The organism is Paenarthrobacter sp. AR 02, assembly GCF_021538675.1.
Classification (GTDB): domain Bacteria; phylum Actinomycetota; class Actinomycetes; order Actinomycetales; family Micrococcaceae; genus Arthrobacter.
In genome coordinates this window covers 50288-66893 of the sequence record NZ_JAJUKH010000012.1, presented here as the reverse complement: position 1 = coordinate 66893, position 16606 = coordinate 50288, and the positions used below count along the sequence as shown (strand labels likewise).

At 64.1% G+C, this 16606-nt stretch carries 12 protein-coding genes; 3 read left to right on the top strand and 9 right to left on the bottom strand.

Annotated features, from left to right (window positions below; genetic code table 11):
• Positions 1-3: 3 nt before the first annotated feature.
• From LRQ04_RS18055 to LRQ04_RS18045, 3 genes are all read right to left on the bottom strand, one after another.
• Positions 4-2094 (bottom strand): elongation factor G-like protein EF-G2, encoded by a 2091-nt coding sequence (locus LRQ04_RS18055; protein WP_235521686.1) that lies wholly within the window; start codon positions 2092-2094, stop codon positions 4-6.
• 158 nt (positions 2095-2252) lie between these two features.
• Complete coding sequence (locus tag LRQ04_RS18050; RefSeq protein WP_235521685.1) at positions 2253-2999, bottom strand: M50 family metallopeptidase; 747 nt, start codon at positions 2997-2999, stop codon at positions 2253-2255.
• 2 nt (positions 3000-3001) lie between these two features.
• Positions 3002-3619: a TetR/AcrR family transcriptional regulator C-terminal domain-containing protein gene (locus tag LRQ04_RS18045; protein WP_235521684.1), complete on the bottom strand. Its 618-nt coding sequence runs from the start codon at positions 3617-3619 to the stop codon at positions 3002-3004.
• A 161-nt stretch (positions 3620-3780) separates the two neighbouring features.
• Between LRQ04_RS18045 and LRQ04_RS18040 the strand changes: the two genes are divergently transcribed.
• Both LRQ04_RS18040 and LRQ04_RS18035 read left to right on the top strand, forming a co-directional pair.
• Positions 3781-5238: an APC family permease gene (locus LRQ04_RS18040; RefSeq protein ID WP_235521683.1), complete on the top strand. Its 1458-nt coding sequence runs from the start codon at positions 3781-3783 to the stop codon at positions 5236-5238.
• Positions 5228-6862 carry an amidohydrolase gene (locus LRQ04_RS18035; RefSeq protein ID WP_235521682.1) on the top strand — a complete coding sequence of 545 codons (1635 nt, stop codon included), beginning with the start codon at positions 5228-5230 and terminating at the stop codon, positions 6860-6862. The genes LRQ04_RS18040 and LRQ04_RS18035 overlap by 11 nt, the downstream gene beginning before the upstream one ends.
• On the opposite strand, the gene hrpB is transcribed toward LRQ04_RS18035, so the two are convergent.
• The 6 genes from hrpB to LRQ04_RS18005 form a co-directional block, all read right to left on the bottom strand.
• Positions 6859-9474, bottom strand: coding sequence for an ATP-dependent helicase HrpB (hrpB, locus tag LRQ04_RS18030; RefSeq protein WP_235521681.1), 2616 nt, complete (start codon positions 9472-9474; stop codon positions 6859-6861). The two genes, LRQ04_RS18035 and hrpB, sit on opposite strands and share 4 nt — an antisense overlap.
• 106 nt (positions 9475-9580) lie before the next feature.
• Positions 9581-10624, bottom strand: coding sequence for an NAD(P)-dependent alcohol dehydrogenase (locus LRQ04_RS18025; protein WP_235521680.1), 1044 nt, complete (start codon positions 10622-10624; stop codon positions 9581-9583).
• Between the two features lie 129 nt (positions 10625-10753).
• Positions 10754-12019: an RNA polymerase sigma factor gene (locus LRQ04_RS18020; RefSeq protein WP_235521679.1), complete on the bottom strand. Its 1266-nt coding sequence runs from the start codon at positions 12017-12019 to the stop codon at positions 10754-10756.
• A gap of 48 nt (positions 12020-12067) precedes the next feature.
• Positions 12068-12487, bottom strand: coding sequence for a YciI family protein (locus tag LRQ04_RS18015; RefSeq protein WP_211712572.1), 420 nt, complete (start codon positions 12485-12487; stop codon positions 12068-12070).
• 218 nt (positions 12488-12705) lie between these two features.
• Positions 12706-13269 carry a Clp protease N-terminal domain-containing protein gene (locus LRQ04_RS18010; protein WP_235521678.1) on the bottom strand — a complete coding sequence of 188 codons (564 nt, stop codon included), beginning with the start codon at positions 13267-13269 and terminating at the stop codon, positions 12706-12708.
• A gap of 135 nt (positions 13270-13404) precedes the next feature.
• Positions 13405-14340, bottom strand: a complete 936-nt coding sequence (locus tag LRQ04_RS18005) for a 5'-3' exonuclease (RefSeq protein ID WP_235521677.1) — start codon at positions 14338-14340, stop codon at positions 13405-13407.
• A gap of 191 nt (positions 14341-14531) precedes the next feature.
• Here LRQ04_RS18005 and LRQ04_RS18000 point away from each other — a divergent pair, with 191 nt between their 5' ends.
• On the top strand, positions 14532-16463 hold the full coding sequence (locus LRQ04_RS18000; protein WP_235521676.1) for an FAD-binding monooxygenase: 1932 nt from the start codon (positions 14532-14534) through the stop codon (positions 16461-16463).
• Positions 16464-16606 lie beyond the last annotated feature (143 nt).

Here is a 16606-nt window from a genome sequence, read left to right as displayed (position 1 = left end):
GTCCTACTTGGGCAGCGCTTCATGCCGGAGGTAGGACCGCCGGAAGCGGCCCGTCCCGGCGGTCAGTGCGCGCAGCTCGATAGCGTAACGCAGGAGCTCCTGGTCCGGGACCTCGGCGGTGATTTCGGTCCCTGCGGTATCGTCAGCCGTCGTCCCGGTGACGCGTCCCCGCCGACCTGAAAGGTCGCTCATGACCGCCCCTACATACTCATCGGGAACGCTGATGACCACCGCGGATACCGGTTCCAGGAGTTGGATTTTGGCCGCGGCTGCCGCTTCGCGCAGCGCCAGGGCTCCGGCCGCCTGAAAAGCCGCATCAGAGGAATCAACGCTGTGGGTCTTACCGCCCACCAGCGTCACTTTGATATCCACCACCGGGAAACCGGCCAAGACACCCTTAAGCATCTGCGCCCGGACGCCTTTTTCCACGGAAGAAACGAAAGTTCCCGGGATTGCGCCGCCCACGATTTTGTCCGAGAACACGAATCCTTCGCCGCGGCCGAGGGGCTCGACTTCTATGTCGCAGATGGCGAACTGCCCGTGGCCCCCGGACTGCTTGACGTGCCGGCCGTGCCCATTTGCCTTCGTGGCAAAGGTCTCCCGGAGAGGCGTGATCACGTCCACGGTCTGCAGCTTGACGCCCTGGTTGCGGAGCCGGTCCAGGACTACCTCCGCGTGGGACTCCCCCATGCACCAGAGGACGAGTTGGTGGGTGTCCGGGTTCCGTTCCAGGCGCAGCGTGGGGTCGGCGGCCGCCACCTTGCCGATGCTCTTGGCAAGCGCGTCCTCGTCACTCCGGGAAGCGCCTTCGATGGCGACCGGCATCAGGGGCTCGGGCATGTTCCAGGTCTCAAGAAGCAGCGGCGCCTCACGGTCTGATATCGAGTCGCCCGTCTCGGCGTTGGCGAGTTTGCTGATCGCGCAGATGTCACCTGCAATGCACTGCGGAACTGCTTTCAGTCCCTGACCGACAGGTGAGTACAGATGGGTGACGCGTTCGTCGGCGTCGTGGTCTTCATGGCCCCTGTCGGCGAGTCCCCTGCCGCCTACGTGGATCGACGAATCTTCCCGCAGGGTTCCCGAAAAGACCCGGACAAGGCATACACGGCCAAGAAACGGATCCACGGTGGTTCGCACTACTTCGGCCGCCAATCGAGCTGCCGGATCGCAGCGCAGGGGCTTAAGCGATGTGCCGTCCAACGTCATGGCCGGCGGGGGAACCCGTTCCAAGGGTGATGGCAGGGCTTCGGTCATGAGGGCCATGAGCTCAGCGAGCCCCATGCCGGCTTCTGCGGCGGTGGGAATGACGGGGAAGAAGCTTCCCCTGGCCACCGCTGTTTCGAGGTCCTTGATGAGGTCCTCCAGCGCCAGTTCTTCACCACCGAGATACCGGTCCATCAGCGTCTCGTCTTCGCTTTCGGCAATAATGCCTTCCACCAGGGGTCCCCGGGCTTCCTCCACCCGCGTCTCGCTGCTGGTGCCATGGATGATGCCAATGAGGCCGGCGTTGTCGGCGGCAGGAAGGTACAGGGGAAGGACAGAGTCACCGAATGCTTCCCGGCAGCGCACGACGGCGGCGGCGAAGTCAGCGCGCGGATGGTCCAGTTTGCTGAGCACCACCGCACGCGGCATCCGGACCTTCTGGCACTCGCCCCACAACGCAACGGTGGCGCCGTCGATGTCGTCAACCGCGGATACAACAAAAAGGGCCGCGTCTGCGGCCCTCAAACCTGCCCGAAGTTCGCCGGTGAAATCGGTGTAGCCCGGGGTGTCGATCAGGTTGACCTTGACCGCACCGACCCGGATCGGCGCCACCGACAAGGTCACGGACCGTTGCTGATGGATCGCGGACGGATCCGAGTCGCTGACCGTGGTCCCGTCGCTGATGGTCCCCATCCTGGGAATGGCGCCAGTGGCTGCAAGCAGGGCTTCCACCAGCATGGATTTACCTGCACCGGAATGTCCGACGAGTGCCACATTCCGGATGCCGGCAGGATCCGTGGGTGACATGGTCGAGCCATTATCGCCGCCCTTGGCCTCAGCAGTGCCTGGGCCGCTTCCTTTTGCCGGTTCGCGCGTACCCTTCACGGACATGGGCACCTCCTGGTGTTCTCTCCGGCGCTCATGCAAACGCCCTGAACGTGGAACGTTAAAGAGGATTGGACACCCTGGGGTGGCCGCAGGACAAGGGCTTGCAGCGAGCAAAACCAGCCTGCCGGCGTCGGCCTTTGATCCACCGGCCCGGCTTTGGACTAAACCGTGAGCATGCCCCACAGCAACCAGGCAGCCACGAGTGAGCACCCCGCAATTACCACTGTGAAGCCGGCCAGCCAGACGTAGGCCGGGACACCCGTGGTGCGGCCCAGAATGAACGCGTCCGAGGCCGCCAACCGGTTCCGTCGCCGGGTATGAACACCGACGAGTTTGAAGAGATCGCGGACACCGCCCACGGAGAGCGCAACACCGAGTGCCAGCACGACGTAATTGACGGTGGTGGGCGCCGCAAACAGGATCAAGACCTGGGCAATGACCGCGCTGCACACGGCCACCAGTATGCCCGTCAGGTTCCTGAGGAAGACCAGCGAAACCAGCAGTATCAGGGCGCCCACGGACATTGCCGCCCCCGAACGCCCGGCAGCGCATGCGGCGATCAGGCTTAGGCCCACAACCGCCGGGGCCGGATAACCCCAGAATCCTGACCATGCCGCACCGAAGGAACTCCGGCCGCTGCTGACCAGCCGGCCCGAATGGTCCAGCCCGATGCGAAGTCCGTGCACGAACCGGCCGGTCATCAGGGCTGCGTACGCGTGGCCGAGTTCGTGGACGAAGGTCACGTACAGGCCGAACCAGCGCCATGTGAGCCGTGGGATGCTCAGGACTACTGAACATGCGAGGATGCCGAGCAGGGCAGGGAGGGGTACTGCAGTGGTGTGGGCATCGGTGAAACCGCGAAGTACGGCGTCCCACCAGTTTTGGATCACCTGTCCAGCAGAATCCACCTTTACTGCACCGTCGAACGGAGGCGGGAGTGGAGGCCTGCGATGAGGATTTCCAGGCCGAACTCGAATGCCGCCTCCCCGCGTTCGGTGGGAAGGCCCGCATGGCTCAGGGCACTGGTCAGGGTGGGATAGCCGTCCAGGGGCGGAGCCCACACGACGTCAGGCGCGGCAAGGTCCAGGGCGAACCCCAGTGCGAAACTGTCAATGGTGGAGATCGCGGAGACCACGTCCCCGCCGGTGAACCCGGCCGTACTCAGGGCGACAGCGAGGTTTTCGTAGAGTGCCAGGACCTGGGGGTCCTGGACGGTTTGAAGTACCAATAGCGGCGCGAGGCGGGGGTGGCGGGCAAAAGCATCGCGGTAGCTGCGGACGATTGCCCGCAAGGATGCCTCCCAATCCTGGTCTTTGCCCAGGATGTAGGGCGATGCCGCTATGATGCGCCCACGCATGAGCTCAAGTATTTCCTCGCGCCCGCTGACGTGGTTGTAGATGGAGGACTGGCTGACCCCGATCCGTTTGGCCAGTTTCGGCAGGCTGAAATCCCCTGCCTCGTCCACCAGTTCGAGGGCGGCGGTGACGAGTGCGTCGATCGATATCAGCGGGACCAGCGGGCGTGCCATGCGGGTGTCTCCATTCGAGGTTGTTGTTACGACTCTAGCCAGAAGTTTGCGTCGAAGTATTGTGCGGAGGGTCACAGGCCCTTACGATAAACGAAAGCCTTTCGCTTTAGGTTCCGTAACCTCCAAAACTTCCCCTCCCCACAGAACCCCAGAGGACCCCCATGTCTGACCTCGAAACCCGACCCCCGGCAGCTGATGCCGGGAATGGGCTCAAACGGAATGCCATCGGCACCGGCGGCATCGCTTTCCTGGTGATCTCCGCAGCAGCCCCCCTCACCGTGATGGCCGGAGTGGCACCAGTAGCCCTTGGCGTTGGGGGCATCGGCGCCCCCATGGGGTATGTCATCGCCGGCGCGGTACTCCTGGTGTTTGCCATCTCCTTTATGGCCATGACCAAACACGTCAAGGCCGCCGGCGGCTTTTACACCTACATCACCCTGGCCATGGGCAAGACAGTTGGCTTGGCCTCTGCCATCCTGGCCATCGTTTCCTACAACTGCCTGCAAATCGGCGTCTACGGTCTCTTCGCCGTCCAGACCCAAGCCATGCTCCACACACTGTTCGGACTGGACGTTCCCTGGCCCGCCGTTGCCCTCGTAGCGATCGCTGCGGTGTGGTTCCTTGGATACCGGGGAATCGACGTCGGAGCGAAGGTCCTGGGGGTCCTGCTCATCGCCGAAACCGCCATCCTCGCCGTCATGGGCGTCGGCATCCTGGCCCGTGGCGGTGCCCAAGGCATCAGTTTTTCCTCTTTCTCCCCCGAGCACGCCTTCACCCCGGGCGTCCTGGCAATCCTGGCCATCTGCTTCGCAGCTTTCATGGGCTTTGAATCCACGGTGCTCTACCGGCGCGAAGCACGTAATCCGGACAAATCAGTACCGCGGGCAACCTACATCGCCGTAGGTTTCATGTCCGTGTTCTACGCGTTCATCGTCTGGACTGTTATCCAGGCGTACGGGGACGGGAACGTGGTGGCGGCCGCCGGAGAACTGGCCGACGGGATGTTCTTCGCTACCATCAACCAGTACGTTGGGCCCTGGGCAGAAGTGGTCATGTACATCCTGATCGTGACCAGTGTTTACGCATCCCAACTGGCCTTCCACAACGCGATTAACCGCTACGTTTACATGCTGGCCAAAGACGGTGTGCTGCCAGCATTCCTCGGCAGGACACACCCCAAATACAAGTCGCCGCATCGTGCAGGTCAGATCCAGACTGTCCTGGCCGCCGTCGTCATTATCATCTGCGCGATCGCCGGCGCCGACCCTTACAAGCAACTCCTGATCTGGGTCAACACACCGGGTATTTTCGGGATTGTTGCACTCCAGGGACTGGTGTCCGTTGCCGCCTTTATCTACCTGCGCCGTAACCCTGCCGCTGTCACGAACCGCCTGATCATCCCTCTGACAGTAGCCTCGGCCATCCTCCTGTTCGGAGTGGTGGCACTGATCGCCATCAACATCGAACTCCTCACCTTCGCCGATGCGCTGACCAATACCATCCTGCTCCTGGTATCACCGCTGGTGTTCCTTGCCGGCCTGCTCATCGCCCGTAGCCTGCGCACCAACCGCCCCGACGTCTTTTCCCGGATTGGAAGCTTTGAAACCCATGACTCCTGACCTCATCGTCCTTGCCGACACCGTTCACACACTGGATGACCGGCCACACCATGAGCCCATACAAGCCGTCGCGGTCAGCGGTGGTGTGATTGCCGCCGTCGGAAGCCGCACGGACGCCCAAAGCTGGCGCCAGGCGGGAACCCGGGTGGTGGACCTCGGTACGGCTACGCTGACTCCCGGCCTGGTGGACTGCCACATCCATCCTGTCTTTGGCCTTGACCTCACCATTGGGGTCGACCTTTCCGGTGCGGCGACGTTGGCGGACGTGCGCGCTCTGTTGCGATCGGAAGCAGCGAACGACGGCGAGTGGTTGCGTGGCTGGGGCCTGAACCCGAACGCCTTTGGCACCACCCCCATGCACCGGAATGCCTTGGACGATGTCAGCGGCGGAAAACCGGCCCTTGTCCGGCTGTTCGATGGCCATTCGGCACTTGCCAACAGCCGGGCACTGGAGCGGGCAGGCATCCACGGCCCTCAGGAATTCGACCAGATTTCAGAGGTTGTTTGCGACGGCGATGGCACACCCACGGGGCTCCTGCTGGAAGCGGCGGCCATGGAACTCGTGCAGCGCCACATCCCGCAGGAGTCCTTCGAGGAGCGTAAGGCGCGGCTGGCCGGACTGCTGCGGGACTTCGCGCGTTCCGGACTGACCGGCGGGCACATCATGGACCACAGTGACGAATCAACCGCCCTTTTCGAGGCACTCGAGGCCGACGGCGAGCTGCCCCTTCGGCTGCGCACGGCTCCGTGGTGCATGCCCGGCAGTGGCGAGGCCCAGTGGAAGGACATGGCCCGCGGCATCGGAACCGGTGGCCGCCGCTGGTCCATTGAGGCCATCAAGCTCTTCGTCGACGGGACAGTGGACAATGGCACCGCCTGGCTCTACGAGCCCGACACCCTCGGCCAATCCACGGCAGCTTTCTGGCCCCGTCCCGAGGATTACACTGCTGCCGTCCACTACTTCGCATCCCGGGGAATCCCCACAGCGACCCACGCAATCGGGGACGCCGGCGTGCACCATGTGTTGAATGCCTTGGAGTCACTGGCCGGTACTGTTCCTGCCGATGTCCTGCGCCGGACTGTCCACAGGATCGAGCACATCGAATCCGTACCGGACCACCTGGTGGAGCGCTTCAAGGACCTGGGAGTGGTGGCCAGCATGCAACCGACGCATTGCACGCACTATTCGCTCGCGGACCACAGCGACAATTGGTCCACACGCCTGGGCCCCAAACGTGCGGACAGGGCATGGCGGTGCAGGGACCTCCGTGATGCCGGAGTGACCCTGGGCATCGGCTCGGACTGGCCCATCGCCCCCTACGAGCCGCTTCCCATCATCGCCGATGCGCAGCTACGCCGGCGATCCGGACATCCCGAGCAGCAACCCATCGCCCCGGCCCAGGCCCTCACCGCGCTCCAGGCCCTGGAGGGATACACCTCGCATGCAGCCAAGGCCGCAGGGCTGTGGGATGTTTCAGGCTCCATTACCGTGGGCAAGCGCGCAGACTTCACAGCCTTCGAGCTCGATCCCCTGACCACCGGGCCTGACGAGTTCGCCGCCAGCAGCGTTGTGGGAACCTTCGTGGATGGCGAGATGCAGTTCATGGTGGAGCGCTTGGGCTAGCCGGCCTGCATCCGGTTCTTGGTTTTGGCCGTGGCCGGCGCCGTCCACGGGTCTTCGGGCCAGGGATGCTTGGGGTAGCGCCCACGCATCTCGGCCCGGACCTGCGCGTAGGGTCCGGACCAGAACGACGTGAGGTCGTCCGTTACCGCCAACGGCCGTCCGGCCGGTGACAGCAAGTGGAAGAGCACCGGAACCTTGCCATCGACCAGGCGTGGCGTACGGTCCCAGCCGAAGCACTCCTGGAGCTTGACCGCCACAACAGGCCTGCCAGAGTCGTTGTCCACGTCCGGATAATCGATCCGCACCCGCGAACCGCTCGGCACCTCCAGGCGCTCGGGCACCAGGCTGTCCAGCCGCGATGCTTCCGGCCAGGGCAGCAGGCGCCGCAGGGGCTCCAGGAGGTTGACCGAACCGGCGGGCGAGCCGGAGGCGATGGCCTCCAGCTCGGGGGCCAACCACTCGTCCAGCCTGGAGAGCAAGCCGTCGTCACTGACGTCCGGCCAGGGATCACCGAGCTCGCGCCTCAGTAAAGCGAGCCGCCTGCGCAGGGCGTCGCCCGGTGCCGACCACCCAATCATGGAGAGCCCAGCTTTCTCCAGAGCCTCCGCCACGGCATGCCGGCCGGCTTCCACGCTGGGTCGCACAGGCGTGGCGGACAAGACGATGGCGCCCAAACGGCGTTCCAGGGTGGCGGTTACGCGCCCTTGGCCGAACGTTGCCTTCGTCTCCCCGACCAGGAGGTGCGGCGCGGCCGCTTCTGCAAGCTCCGCCGACAACGGTGCTGCCGATCGGATCACCGCACCGGTACCTGCGGCGTCACGGCCATGGGCCCGGGACACCTCGGCGACAGCTAGCCACTCATGGGCCGACAACGGGCTACCAGCCGGGAGACCGGCACGCGTCCCGGAGGAGAGGAGGTACGTGGTGCTTCCATCGCCGGGAACGCGCCGGGCGATCCGATCCGGGAACGCCAAGGCCACCACAAAGCCAGGCGCCTCCCTCGCGGTGAGCTCTTTGCTGACCACGGAAGGCACGATGCTGGCAGCCTCGCGGCGCGCCATCGACTCCAGCCGCCGCGTGTCCTCCGCGAATCGCCGGGCGCCGGGGTGTGAAGCCGAACGCAGCGATGAGAGCAATGCAGTGAGATCGGCTCCGGGAGCCCGCTGGTCCCCCGCCACCAAGGCCACCGTTTCAGCGGCCGAACGTGGGCCGGCAACGCTGGATCCTTCCAGCAAGGCGCGGGCAAGCCGGGGATCGGCCGGGACCCGGGCCAGGGTTTTGCCCAAACTGGTGGCGGTTCCATCGTCCGTCACCGCTCCCAATTCCCGGAGCACCTCCACGGCATCCCTCATGGCGATGGCCGGTGGTGCGTCGGGAAGTGACAAGCCCTCGCCGCCAGGCGCGCCCCAGCAAGCGAGGACCAATGCCGCCCCGGTCAGGTCCGCGACGGTAATTTCCGGGGTTTGGTGTGCAGGGGCCGCGGCGAATGCCTGCTGGTCATAACAGCGCACCACCGTGCCCGGACCCTGCCGCGCAGCCCGGCCGGCCCGCTGCTCCGCCGAGGCGCGGGAACAGGAGACCGTCACCAGACCGGACATGCCCCGCCCCGAGTCGCGGCGCGGTTCCCGGGAGAGCCCCGAGTCGATGACCAAGCGAACCCCCGGAACCGTGAGCGACGATTCCGCCAGGGACGTGGAAACAATGATCCGGGGCGAGCCTCCGGGTTCCCGGCCTGATACTGTGCGGTCCTGGGACTCCGGTCCGATCTGGCCGTGCAGCTCCAGCACCTCAATTTCGTCGGCCACCTGCCCCCGCAGGCGGGCAGCGACGTCGGACACCTCGCGGGCGCCCGGAAGGAACACCAGGGCGTCCACCCCGGGATCGGTCAAGGCGGCAGCGTGGGTGCTCGCCGCGGTGAAGGCAACGTGGTCAAGGAAGCTCCGGGTTACACCCCGCTCATCCAGTCGCCGGTCCCGGAACGGCACCCACCGGACCTCCAACGGATGCAGCGCCGACGGGCAATCAACCACCGGAGCAGGACCGGCGCCGTCGAGACCGGATTTCCCCAGAAGCGCCGCAAAACGAGGCGCGTCGACGGTCGCCGACATCGCCACCAATGACAGGTCGTCCCGGAGTTCGCGGACCTCCGCGAGCATGCCGAGAAGAAGGTCCGTTTCCAACCCGCGCTCGTGGACCTCGTCCAGGATTACGGCATGGACACCGTCGAGCCCCGGATCAACCAGCAGCCTACGGAGAAGGATGCCGGGCGTGACGAACTCCACCACGGTGTCATCGCCTACCTTGCTTTCACCCCGGACGGTGTAGCCAACCCTGCCACCAAGCCGCGAACCGTCCAGGCCGGCAAGCCGGCGGGCGGCGGACCGGGCAGCGACGCGCCGGGGTTGGGTAACGACGACGCGAGGCTGGCCGGGGTGCCGTTCGGCTACAAGGTTGGACAACAACGGCGGCACCAACGTCGTCTTGCCCGTACCGGGAGGTGCCTGCACGACTGCCGTGCCGGCGTCACCCTGGTTGGTGAGGGCGGCGGCAAGGTTGTCGAGGGAATCGGCGAAGACCAGTCCCCTGCCAATGGTGTCCAGTCTGAAAGTCACCAGACCATTGTCCCTGCTGGGGACACGGGAAAGGCCACGCTCCCATGGAGGAAACGTGGCCTTTCCATGCTGGTGGTGGCGTCGTGCTTCGGTGGCGCCGTGATCCCTAGCCGATGGTGGAGGTATCGATGACGAAGCGGTAGCGGACGTCCGAGGCCAGGACCCGCTCGTACGCCTCGTTGATCTGGCTCGCGGGAATGACCTCGATTTCGGCGCCAAGGCTGTGCTCGGCGCAGAAGTTCAGCATTTCCTGGGTCTCCGGGATGCCGCCGATCATGGAACCTGCGAACCGTCGACGGCCGCCGATAAGGGCGAAGGCGTTCACCGGCAGCGGTTCAGCCGGCGCTCCAACGTTGACCAACGTTCCATCGAGGGTCAACAGCTGCAGGTAGGAGCTGATGTCGATGGAAGCGCTGACAGTGTTGATGATGAGGTCGAAGGTGCCTGCGAGCTCCTCGAAGGTGGCGGGGTCGCTGGTGGCGTAGTAGTGGTCCGCACCGAGCTTGAGGCCGTCTTCCATCTTTTTCAGTGACTGCGACAGGACGGCCACCTCGGCACCCATGGCATGCGCGATCTTGACGCCCATGTGGCCCAAGCCGCCCAGGCCCACAATGGCGACCTTCTTGCCCGGACCGGCACCCCAGTGGTGCAACGGGGAGAAAGTGGTGATGCCGGCGCACAACAGTGGTGCGGCAACATCGAGGTCCAAACCTTCGGGAATGGTGACAACAAAGTCCTCGTTCACCACAACGTTTGTTGAGTAGCCGCCTTGGGTGATGGTGCCATCCCGGTCCACTGCGCCGTAGGTGCCCACGTTGCCCTTAAGGCAATACTGTTCCTCGCCTGCAAGGCAGTTCTTGCACTCCTTGCAGGAGTTGACCATGCAGCCGACGCCGACGCGGTCGCCGACCTGATGCTTGGTAACCTCGGAGCCGACTTCGGTGACGATGCCGGCAATTTCATGGCCTGGGACCAGCGGGTACTGCTGGGGTCCCCAGTCACCACGGACGGTGTGGATGTCCGAGTGGCAGATTCCGGCGAACTTGATGTCGATGTGGACGTCGTTCGGGCCAACCTCACGGCGTTCGATGGTGGTCAGGGTCAGGTCGCCCGTGGCCGAGGGTGAGGCAAATGCGGAAGCGGTAGGCATGTTTCTCCTGCGTGTCTGTCATGAGTGGATGTTTCCATCTAACACTCTTTGCCTGAGAGGAAGGGAGGCACTGCTGATAGGGGTACTGCCAGTGACTCCCTTAGCCGGCCAAAAGTCTTGTCTTACCGTTCAACCATGGACAACCGGCCCCGGCAGCTCGGCGATCCTGCGTTCCAACGCGAAGCGTTCAGCGGTGTTCGAACACAAATTCAAGGCTAAATCCAGGGCTTCCTTTGCTTCCCCGAACCGTCCGAGCCTGATGAGCAGCACGCCCCGTACAGTGGGCAAGAGATGCGAACCCTTCAGCGCGCCCCGGCCCGCCAGTGCATCTACGAGGTCCAACCCGGCGGCCGGACCCGTGGCCATTGCTACGGCAACCGCATGATTCAGCTCAACCACCGGCGACGGAGCCAGCCGGCCAAGCGCTTCGTAGAGGATCACAATCCGCGGCCAATCGGTCTCGGCCGCTGTCGATGCCAAGGCATGGCATTCCGCGATGGTTGCCTGGAGTCCGTAGGCACCCAGTCCGCGCCCCAGGGCGACCGACGTCGCCAGCGCCGCCCGGCCACGACGTATCGCCGCCTGATCCCACCGTCGTCGATCCTGATCCTCAAGGAGGACGGGATTCCCTGCCGAGTCGAGCCGGGCCGGAAAGCGGGCTGCCGTCAATTCCATCAGCGCAAGTAACCCGTAGGCTTCGGGCTGGTGTGTAAGTCCCACCAGAATACGGGCAAGTCGTCGGGCCTCACTGGCCAGTTCCGCCCGCATCCACGAGTCTCCTCCGGAGGCAAAGGATCCTTCCGTGAAAATGAGGTACACGACGTGAAGCACGGACCCCAGCCGCTCCGGGATGTCAGGTAGTTCGGGCACCACGAATGGTATGTGGGCTGCGGAGAGGGTCTTCTTGGCACGCGTAATGCGCGCCTGAATCGTTGGCACGGGCACCAGGCACGCTTTGGCGATCTCCTCAGTGCCCATGCCACCCACCACGCGCAGGGTCAAGGCGATACGGGCTTCCCGGGACAACACCGGGTGGCAGGCGATGAACATCAAAGCGAGCACGTCGTCGTTGATCGCCTCCGGGTTAAACAGGGAGTCCGCACCGGGTTCCTCTTCGCTAAGGTCGTTGGCAAGGAGCGCATACCTTTCGTCGCGGGCGGCCCGACGGCGGAACGCATCAATCGCCCGACGCCTGCCTGCGGTCAGCAGCCAACCCACTGGCTCGGCGGGGACGCCATCAACGGACCACGACACCAAAGCCTCAGCAACGGCTTCTTGTGCGACGTCCTCTGCCAAGCTGAAATCGCCCGTATAGCGGGCCAGGGCGCCGACGATGCGGGCAGACTCACTTCTCCACACCGCTTCGACGGCGGCCCTTGCCTCGTTGCTCCTCATCTCAATTGCAACTCACTCCAGTCGCGGCCGGGTTCGGTCCACGACCTCCTAGAGTTGTCCGGTCTGCTCGCGCCATGCCCGTTCCTTTTGGATCCATTCGTTGTCCTGGGGGAACTCGTCGATGCTGGTGACGCGGCGGATTTCGGTCTTGGTTCCAGCGGTCATGGGTGCCCGCCGTGCCCACTCGACGGCCTCCTGCTTGGAAGCGACGTCCAGGATGTAGAAGCCGCCAAAAAGTTCCTTCGTTTCCCCATAGGGGCCATCTGTGACTACCGGAGTTTCGCCAGTGAAGTCCACCACCACGGTTTCCTTGGCATCCTCCAACCCCTCTGCAGCGAGCAGCACCCCGGCACGGATCAATTCATCATTGAATTTGCCCATGGCTTCGAGGATCTCGTTGAAGTCGATGTTCTCGAACTTGGCGTAGGAATCGTCGTCGGCCCGCATGATCAACATGTATTTCGCCATCTCACTCAATCTCCTGTGTAGTGGAAAGTCCCTTCGACTTTCTCATCCATAGGTCGAATGGGTCGAGGAAAAAATCGACAACCTGCCCGAACGAGTTTCAAGAGGGCTTTGACCCGCCGGGATGAAGCGTCCCTCGGGGACCAAGATGCGAAGGGTCCCCCAGGCTGAACCTGGGGGACCCCTTGTCACCTGGCTTCCAGCCAGGGAGGTGCGGGCGCCTAGCGCTCGCCGCCGCCCCCGATGACCCCGGCTTCGACAGCCTTGGTCACGGCGTCAGCTTCGGCCTGCGTGAGCTTTCCATCTGAGACGGCTTTGTCGAGCCTGGTCTTCAGTGCAGCTGCGCGCTCAGCCTTGCCTGCGGTGCGGATCTCCTCCAGCGCGCTGGTCACCTTGGCCTCGTCAACACCCAATGCCGTGGCCAGGGACTTGGCCAGTGCGGCCTCTTGCGCCGTCCGGTCCGGCTTGGTGCCTTCCGATCCTTCAGCAGGTGGCGTGGCAGGCTTGTTGGCCTCGCGGAAAGCCTTGAGGGCTTCGGTGACCTTGGCTTCATCAACACCCAGCTTGGTTGCGAGCTGGGAGGCGATCTGGCCCCCGTCACGTCCATGGCCGTGGCCTCCGGACTTGCCCGCGTGATCAGCTGGGGCCGTGCCCGCATCCGTGGAGGATGTGGCACTCGGCGACGGGGTAGTGGCTGCTGTCGCCATCCCTGTCACTCCCATCCCCGCGCCAAGGGCCAGGGCTCCGGCCGCGATTCCGAGTGTGATTCTCTTGGTTCTCGACATATACCTCTCCTCAATGGACGTGTTGCCACGATCCGTGCCTGAGGGACGGTCAGGAGTGCCGTCCTCTTGATACGATGGAGGGGCAACCCCAGCCCACGCTGTTGTGAACCTGTTATTCCGCTGTGAATTGTCGGTTCAGCCGAGCCTGTCCAAGGCATCAAGGAGCCGTTTTACAGCGCCGCCCAGGTTCCATTCGGTAGTGAGTCGTTCAAGTTCAGCGCGTGCATCCCCTGTCACTGGCCGCAGTTCGGCGCCGGCTTGTTCCAGCGTAGGAACCTCCAGGTCCCGGACAACATTGACGACGGCGGGCGCCACCTTAAGGTAGTCCGCCGCCGCGGAAAGTTTGGCCCGCACCGTAGCCGATAGTCCGCCGTCGGGCGCCTCGGCAGCCTCCAGCAGCCCAGCCAGCGAACCGTGCTCGCCCAACAAGGATGCTGCGGTTTTTTCACCGATCCCGGCCACGCCGGGAAGCCCGTCGGAAGCATCACCGCGCAGGGTCGCAAAATCTGCGTACTGCTGGGGCAGCACCCGGTACTTACCCACCACCACGACATCGGTCATCACCTCAAGGTTCTTCATGCCCCGGGCGGTGTAAATGACCCTGACGCCGCGGTCGTCGTCGACGAGTTGAAACAGGTCGCGGTCGCCGGTGACCACATCGGTGGGGAACTGTGCGTGACTGGCGTACGTGCCAACGACGTCGTCGGCTTCGTGATCATCCACGCCAACGACCGCAATGCCGGCGAGCTCCAGCACGCGCTTGATCATGGGGATCTGCGCCTCCAACGGGTCGGGAACCACTTCGACGTCGGGACCGTCCGGGACGAGCTCTGCGACACGGTGCGATTTGTAGCTGGGGATCAGCGCCACCCGCCATTTGGGTCGCCAGTCGTTGTCCCAACATGCCACCAGGTGGGTTGTTTCATAGTCGGTGATGAGGCGGGCAATCATGTCCATCAGGCCCCGTACCGCATTGACCGGTGTTCCGTCTGCGCGACGGATCGAATCCGGCACGCCATAGAAGGCACGGAAGTACAACGAGGCAGTGTCCAGAAGCATCAGTCGAGGCATACCTGATCCTCACATGCCCAACCACTATTCCGAAGGAACTGGAGTGCAACCGGGGTCAAATCCGAAAGGACTTGAACGCGTGTGTGACCCGCATTACGATTGTATGAGCGATAATCGAACAGCCTGTTCTATTATCGAACACAGCCCGAACACCCATGAAGCACCAGCCCACGAAGAAGTGAGGAAAGCCCGTGCAGTTCCACCACCACGGTTACGTATCCGGGGACCCCCGAGTCGAGCCGGCAGCCGGCGTCGGTCTTGATCGACCAGCCGGGCTTCCCGATGAAGTTGACGTGCTGATTGTTGGCACCGGCCCCGCTGGCATGCTCACCGCGGCACAACTGTCCCAGTTCCCGGGTGTCACTACGCGCATTATTGAGAGGCGCCCGGGCCGGCTCGCGATAGGCCAGGCCGACGGCATCCAGGCACGCAGCGTGGAAACCTTCCAGGCGTTTGGTTTCGCTGAGCGGATCATTGCCGAGGCGTACCGGATCACCGAGATGGCGTTCTGGAAGCCGGACCCGGCGGACCACTCGCGCATCGTCCGGGCTGCCCGCGCGGTGGACGATCCGGCGGGAATCAGCGAATTCCCGCACCTGATCGTGAACCAGGCACGTGTTCTGGACTATTTCGCGGAATTCATGGCCAACTCCCCCACCCGAATGGTTCCCGACTACGGCTACGAGTTCCTTGGCCTCAATGTCACAGGCGAAGGCGACTACCCAGTCACTGTGACGCTCGGCCACACTTCCGGTCCGAACGAAGGCCAGCAACGCGAGATCCGTGCCAAGTACGTAGTGGGCGCCGACGGCGCCCGCAGCAAGGTCCGCGAATCCATCGGCTGCCATCTTGCAGGCGATCAGGCCAACCATGCATGGGGCGTCATGGACGTTCTCGCCGTCACGGACTTCCCCGACATCCGCACCAAGTGCGCCATCCAGTCCGGCTCGGGCGGCAGTATCCTCCTGATCCCCCGCGAGGGCGGGCACCTGTTCCGCATGTACGTGGACTTGGGTGAGGTCACTGCAAATGACCACGGCGCGGTCCGCAAGACCACCATCGAGCAGATCATCGCCAAGGCCAACGACATCCTGCACCCCTACACGCTGGATGTCCGCAATGTTGCGTGGCACAGCGTCTACGAAGTCGGTCACCGACTTACCGACAGGTTCGACGACGTCCTGCCGGCCGAACGCGGCACGCGCACCCCTCGGGTGTTCATTACCGGCGACGCCTGCCACACCCACTCCGCCAAGGCCGGGCAGGGCATGAATGTGTCCATGCAGGACGGGTTCAACATCGGCTGGAAACTCGGCCACGTCCTCGAAGGCCGGTCCCCGGAATCGCTGCTGGATACCTACTCCGCCGAACGCCAGGTCGTGGCCAAGAACCTGATCGACTTCGACAAGGAATGGTCCACCCTCATGGCTAAGAAGCCCGAGGAATTCAAGGACCCTACGGAGCTGGAAACGTTCTACACGAGCACCGCGGAGTTCCCTGCCGGGTTCATGACCCAGTACGCCCCCTCCATGGTCGTTGCCGAAGCTGCACATCAGGAACTCGCCACCGGCTTCCCCCTGGGCAAACGCTTCAAGTCCGCACCGGTGCAGCGTGTCTGTGACACCAACCCGATGCACCTGGGCCACCACGCAAAAGCCGACGGGCGCTGGCGCATCTACGTCTTCGCCGACGCCAATCCCGCAGGCGCCCCCGGTGCCGTGGCGGACCTGGCCCAGTGGCTGGAAACCGCACCCGACTCCCCGCTGGCGGCCACGCCGTCGAGCCTTGACCGCGACGCCTGGTTCGACGTCAAGGTGATCTACCAGCAAGACCACACCGGAGTGGACATCAACGCCGTCCCGGCGGTGTTCAAGCCCTCCGTGGGACCGTTCGAGCTCACGTACCTTGAAAAGGTCTTCGGCACCGACCCCGGCAACGACATCTTCGACGCCCGCGGCCTCAGCCGCGAAGGCGTCGTAGTGGTGGTCCGCCCGGACCAGTACGTGGCCAACATCCTGCCGCTGACCGCAACGGCCGAGCTCGCCGAATTCTTCAGGACCGTGCTTTCGGGGCACCATACGGAAAGTGCCGCCGCAGATGGCCTGGTGAGCAACCAGGCCTGACGATGTACCGCCAAGTGCCGGGGAACCCACGCAGGGTTCCCCGGCATTTGGTAATTAACCGTGCTTTCAACCGGTACTGAAAGTCGAACCAAGCCGCTCGCGGATCTGGCAAACAGGAGCGATCAGCGCGAGAATGGGCGTGT